Consider the following 5,558-nt stretch of genomic DNA (forward strand, 5'->3'; position numbering starts at 1 on the left):
ACCGTCGTCGCCAGCCGCGTCTTGCCCGCCCCGCCCGGCCCGACGAGCGTGACGAGCCGTCCGTCCCACAGCCGCCGGGCGATCCACGCGCACTCGTCCTCCCGGCCGACGAACCCCGTCGCGGGCGCCCGCAGGTTGCCGCGCGGCCGCGCCCGCGGCACCCGCAGGACGTCGAGGTACGCGGCGTGCGCCTCGTCGCCGGGGTCCGCGCCCAGCTCGTCGGCCAGCACCCGCCGGAACTCCTCGTACACCGCGAGCGCCTCCGCCGGACGCCCGTCGCGGTGCAGCGCACGCACCAGCAGCGCCCGCACCCGCTCCCGCAGCGGATGCCGCGCCGCGAGCCCCTCCAGCTCGGCCGCGAGCGCGCCCGGGCCGGCGCCCGCGGCCAGCTCGGCGGCGATCCGGTCCTCGGTCGCGGCGAGCCGCAGCTCGCGGAGCCGGACGGCCTCGGCCGCGGCGAACGGGGCGTCCCCGGCGTCGGCGAGCGGGTCGCCGCGCCACAGGCCGAGCGCCTCGCCGAGCAGCGTCGCCGCCCGGCCGCCGTCCCCGCCGCGCAGCGCCCGCGCGCCCTCCCGCGCGAGCCGCTCGAACCGGTGCGCGTCCACCGCGTCCGGCGCGACGTCCAGCAGGTACCCGCCCGGCTCCGACCGCACCCGGCCGTCCGGCAGGGACCGCCGGAGCCGCGACACGAGCGCCTGCAGGGCGTGCGCGGGGTCGCCGGGGCCGCCGTCCGGCCACACGGCCCGGACGAGCGCGTCGCCCGTCACCGTCCGTCCGGGCTCCAGCGCCAGCCGCGCCACCAGCGCCCGCAGCCGCGCCCCGCCGACGGGCACCGCCGCCCCGCCGTCCGTGACCACCAGCGGCCCGAGGATCCCGACGAACATGCCCCCATTCTGGGCCGGGCCGCCCCCGGCCGCGCGCCCGTCCACGGCCTGTGGACGGGCGGGGGCCGGGGCCCCCGCGGCCCGGACGAACGGCCCGTCTCCCCCCTCCTGGAGACGGGACGCGCGGGTCAGGCGCCCTCGCGGGCGGCCTCGTGGAGCAGGACGAGCTGCTCGCAGACCTCGGTGATGTCGGCGACGGGCATGCGGACGAGTGCGCCGTCGCGGCCGCACCAGTGGAAGGCGGCGCGCTCGCACCAGACCGCGCGGCCGCCGACGGCGAGCCCCGCGGGGGCGGCCGGGGACGCGGCGAGGCCGCGGTCGGCGAGGAGGGCGCCCAGTTCCTCGACGGCGTGCGCGGGGTCGGCCGAGATGGGGCGGACGTGGCCGCCGCGGACCGGGACGGCGAACCAGGTGGCCTTGCCGGAGACCTGCGGGGAGCGCAGCCGGGAGCGGGACGCGTGGTGGCCCCAGCGGCCGCCGGAGAGCATGTCGATGATGTCGAGGCCGCGGCCGTGCTCGGGCATCGGACCGGCGGACGTGCGGCGCCGCCAGCAGCGCAGCTCGTCGAAGATCTTGACGACGAGTTCCTGGCGGCCGCGGCCGTCGCCGCGGCGGTAGACCCAGAGTTCGGCGCCCGCGGACGGCTTGCGGCTGCCGTCGGCGGAGCGCGGGGTGCCGTGCAGGAGCGCGTTGGTGGCGAGCTCGCTGACCATCAGGGTGACGTCGTCCGCGTCCCGGACGCCGGCTTTCGGGAGGAGGTTCGCGACGTGCGCGCGCGCGACACCGGCGATCGTCTCGTCCGGGGGCAGGGGCAGGGCCGTGCAGCCGCCGTTCTCGAGGGTCCAGGGGACCCCGCACAGCGTCGCCGCCTTCGTCATGGTCGCCACCTCGGTGAAGTCGATTGAGTTCTTCCGTGGCTACCGCCCACCGGCGCGTGGGAGCGGTAGGCGTTCCGGAGACGGCGGAGCCGAAATGCCTCTGACAATCTCGACATATGGCCCGCAGTTCCCGACTCGCTACCTGTGAATCGCAGATTCAGTGTCGCACATGCGACCGAACAAGGAGCCGAACATGAGCAAGGAATTCTGTTGACGAGCGAGATGTTCACCGATCCGGACCCCGGCCGCCATAATTCGCGCGGCCGTGATCGGACGGGCGCGTAACGGCGGGCGCCCGGGAGGCGCGGTGCACGCGCTGTAGCGTGGAGGACGCCTGAGAGGGGCCGCACACGGAAGATCCCCCAGGGGTGCAGCCCTGGGGGATCTCGTGTGCGGCTTCGGGGCGGCCTCCGCGCGGGAGCGCCCGCGCCGCGGGTCCGTGCCGGCGGCCGCGGCTACCGGTCGTACCGGCCCGCCTTCACGTCGGCGAGGAACGCGGCGAACACCGGACGGGCGACGACGTGCGCGCCCGCCTCGGGCGCCGTGCTGTCGCGCACCCCGGTGGCCGCGTCGAGGTCGGCGACCTCGACGCAGGCGCCGTTGCTGCTGGCGCTCGCCGAAGCCTTGAACCACCGTGCCTGAGAGAGGTCCATCGCTGTCTCCTCGAGATCACTCAAGTGTTGCCATGAGCTTGCTGATGTACGCGGCGCTGTCGGCCGGGCCGAGCGCCGACCGCTTGATCTGCTCGTAGATCAGCTCATACGCCTCCACGTTGTCGGCGGGATCGATGTGCTGGATGGCCGCGTCGGTCTCGAGGTAGGCCATGGGCGGCTCCCCGCCGGGAAACCGGAAGATGTGGAAGACCATCGCCATGCCGGGGTGCAGGCCGTCCTCGAAGCGGAGCAGCCGCAGCTCGACGTTGGGGCGCTCCGCCATCTTGAGCAGGTGCGCGAGCTGGGCGCGCCGCTCGTCGCCGTGCCCCCACTCGTACAGCAGCGCCGCCTCGGTGACGAGGGCCGTGAGCCGGGGCGCGGTGTCGCCGTCGCGCTCCAGGATCTGCTGGCGGCGCAGCCGGGCGCGCAGGGCCACCTCCCGCCACTCGGGCGGCTTCGACCCGTACGACAGGAGCGTCTGCATGTACGGGACGGTCTGGAGCAGTCCGGGGACGAGCAGCGGCGTGTAGACGAGGATCTCGGAGGCGTCGTTCTCGAACCCGGGGAACTCGACGCTCTCGTACACCTCGCCGTACTCGCGCCACCAGGCCCGGCGGCGGGCGCTGCGCGCGAGCTCCTGGAGCCGGTCGACGGTCTCGTCGTCGGCGCCGTAGAGGCGGGCGAGGTCGCGGATGTCGCTGAGCTCCGGACGGACCCACGTGTTCGCCTCGAACCGGCCGACCTTGCCGCGCCCCCAGCTGAGGCGGTCGCAGACCTGGTTGGCGGTGTAGCCGGACGCCTCGCGCAGCTCCTTCAGCCGCCGCGCCAGCGTCCACTTGGCGATGGTGGCCCCGTACGCGTCGCTCACGGGCGCCGCCTCCCTCCGCATGCCCGCGCCCGGCCGTCCGGGTCGCACCTGTGGATCACGATCGCGCGGGTTCAGTCCGCGACCCGGTCGAACTCTCCCTTCTTCGCACCGTCAAGGAAGCACGCCCACTCGCGCTCGTCGAACACCGACACGAGCCCGCCGGGCGCGCCGGTGCTGCGCAGCAGGGTCCACTCGCCCGCGAAGGCGACCTCGATGGCGCCGTCGGGCGTCGCGGAGCGCCGCCAGTCGAGGGCGTCGAGGTCGACGCCCAGCTCGGCCGCGGAAGGTTTGCGCACGTCCATCTCCTGTCTGGGGGCGGGGGGCGGGCGGTCCGGACGGCTAGGGCACGCGGGCGACCGCGCAGTAGCTCCACCGGGACCCGTCGCTGTCGGCCTCCTCGGCGTCCTCGGCGCCCCAGAAGCCGACGTAGGTGACCTCGGCCTTCGCCCCGTCGTACGGCGGGACGATCTCCAGGCCGTCGAAGTACCGCTCGATCTGCTCCCGGGTGCGGGTGTGCACGCCGGTGGGCGTCCCGGAGTAGATCTCCTGCACCGCCCGGACCCGCCATTCGGGCTGGAAGTCCTGGGTTCCGGCGGACAGGACCAGGTAGCTGCCGGGCACCAGCCGCCGCATGTAGCGGGCGACGATGTCCCAGGGGTCCTCCTCGTCGGAGAGGAAGTGGGTGACCGCGACCAGCATCATCGCGACCGGCCGCGAGAAGTCGATCAGCCGCCGCGTGTCGGGGTCGTCCAGGACGGCCTCGGGGTCGCGCAGGTCGCGCAGGACGACCGCGGTCTGCTCGTCGCCCTCCAGCAGCGCGTTCGCGTGGATCCGGACGATCGGGTCGTGGTCGACGTAGACGACCCGGGCGTCGGGGCGGACGGCGCGCGCGACCTGGTGCGTGTTGTTCTGCGTGGGGAGCCCGGCGCCGACGTCGACGAACTGGCGGACGCCCTGCTCGGCGACCCAGCGGACGGCGCGCTGCAGGAAGCCGCGGTTGGACCACGCGACGTCCCGGATCTCCGGCACCTTCCGGTTGACCTCGGCTCCGGCCGCCCGGTCGGCCGCGTAGTTGAGCTCGCCGCCGAGGTAGTAGTCGTACAGCCGGGCGGCGCTCGGGACCGAGACGTCCACGCCCGGCGGCGCCTCCTCGGTGTCGCTCATCGCATCGCCTCCGGCTCCCTGCCACTCACGGTTCGTCCGATATGTCACAACTTGTGATGCACAAATTATGAAGCATGGATCGGCCTTCTGTGCAGTGTCCGCGCGCATCTCTTTACACGCGCGCCGCCGATGCAACTTACCGCTCGGCGACTATTGCATGGCCTATCGGGAACTCGTCCATGGACTATCGAATTTCTGTGCGAAGCAAATTGCGGACGGACCGAAAACGCGGATGCCGCGGCCTTCTCCCGCCTTTTGCTGACCCACCATGATCGGTCGGCGGACAATTCGGCGCGCCGACTCGTCCCGTTCCGACGTCCCCGCGGCGGCCTTCCGGAGACCGCCGTGGATACGGCGCCGGCCTAGCCGGCGGCGGGCACCGGGACGGTCGCGTCCAGCAGGCGGCGGGTCTGCGGGTGCCCGGCGCCGTCGAGCCCGGCGGCCGGGACGTCCTCGACGACGCGGCCCTCGTGCAGGACGACCACGCGGTCGGCGACCCGGCGCGCGACGCGGAGGTCGTGGGTGACGAGGACGATCGTCAGCCTGTCGTCGCGGCGCAGCGCGGTGAGCAGGTCGAGGATGCGGTCCCGGGTGAGGACGTCGAGGCCGCTGGTGGGCTCGTCCGCGAGCAGGACGCGGGGCCGCTGCGCGAGCGCGCGGGCGATCGCGACGCGCTGGCACTCGCCGCCGGAGAGGGTCGCCGGGCGGCGCCCGGCCACGGCCGGGTCGAGCCCGGCGCGGCGCAGCAGGTCGTCGTCGTACGGGCCCGCCTCGGCGACGACCTGCCGGACGGTGTGCCGGGGGTCGAACGACGCGAGCGGGTTCTGGAAGATCAGCCCGGTGCCGCGGCGGACGCCGCGCCGGTCGCGGCCGCGCAGCCGCCACACGTCCCGGCCGTCGCGCAGGACGGTCCCGGCGGCGGGCCGGTCGAGGGCGGCGAGCGCACCGATCAGGGTGGACTTGCCGGAGCCGCTCGCGCCGACGACCGCGACGGCCTCGCCGGGCGCGACGTCGAGGTCGACGCCGTCCAGCGCGACCGTCGCGCGGCGGCGGGACCGCAGCACCCGGGTCGTCCCGCGCAGCGCCATGCTCCCGTCGGACGGGCGGGCGG

General features: G+C 74.8%; 7 protein-coding genes. All 7 read right to left on the reverse strand.

Annotated elements, in window-relative coordinates; all coding sequences use genetic code 11:
• On the reverse strand, positions 1–884 hold an 884-nt coding region (locus DMH08_RS38165; protein ID WP_148108650.1), incomplete at its 3' end, for an AfsR/SARP family transcriptional regulator.
• A 128-nt stretch (positions 885–1,012) separates the two neighbouring features.
• Complete coding sequence (locus DMH08_RS38170; protein WP_125621104.1) at positions 1,013–1,762, reverse strand: ATP-binding protein; 750 nt, start codon at positions 1,760–1,762, stop codon at positions 1,013–1,015.
• Positions 1,763–2,217: 455 nt separating this feature from the next.
• The gene (locus DMH08_RS38175; RefSeq protein ID WP_026402799.1) at positions 2,218–2,415 is read right to left on the reverse strand and encodes a DUF397 domain-containing protein; all 198 of its coding nucleotides are present in this window, start codon (positions 2,413–2,415) and stop codon (positions 2,218–2,220) included.
• 16 nt (positions 2,416–2,431) lie between these two features.
• Entirely contained in the window at positions 2,432–3,283 is an 852-nt protein-coding gene (locus tag DMH08_RS38180; protein WP_158642464.1) for a helix-turn-helix domain-containing protein, read from the reverse strand.
• Positions 3,284–3,354: 71 nt separating this feature from the next.
• A complete protein-coding gene (locus DMH08_RS38185) occupies positions 3,355–3,579 on the reverse strand; it encodes a DUF397 domain-containing protein (RefSeq protein WP_158642465.1) in 225 nt (74 codons plus the stop codon).
• A gap of 43 nt (positions 3,580–3,622) precedes the next feature.
• Positions 3,623–4,447 carry an SAM-dependent methyltransferase gene (locus DMH08_RS38190; RefSeq protein ID WP_051300738.1) on the reverse strand — a complete coding sequence of 275 codons (825 nt, stop codon included), beginning with the start codon at positions 4,445–4,447 and terminating at the stop codon, positions 3,623–3,625.
• A gap of 362 nt (positions 4,448–4,809) precedes the next feature.
• A partial coding sequence (locus tag DMH08_RS38195; protein WP_325052984.1) for a dipeptide/oligopeptide/nickel ABC transporter ATP-binding protein occupies positions 4,810–5,558 on the reverse strand: 749 nt, incomplete at its 5' end.

Source organism: Actinomadura sp. WAC 06369 (assembly GCF_003947565.1).
Classification (GTDB): Bacteria; Actinomycetota; Actinomycetes; order Streptosporangiales; family Streptosporangiaceae; genus Spirillospora; species Spirillospora rifamycini.

Excerpts from the sequence above, each read along its gene's own strand:
- DMH08_RS38170 (WP_125621104.1), bottom strand. The coding sequence starts at position 1,762 with ATGACGAAGGCGGCGACGCTGTGCGGGGTCCCCTGGACCCTCGAGAAC.
- DMH08_RS38175 (WP_026402799.1), bottom strand. The coding sequence starts at position 2,415 with ATGGACCTCTCTCAGGCACGGTGGTTCAAGGCTTCGGCGAGCGCCAGC.
- DMH08_RS38190 (WP_051300738.1), bottom strand. The coding sequence starts at position 4,447 with ATGAGCGACACCGAGGAGGCGCCGCCGGGCGTGGACGTCTCGGTCCCG.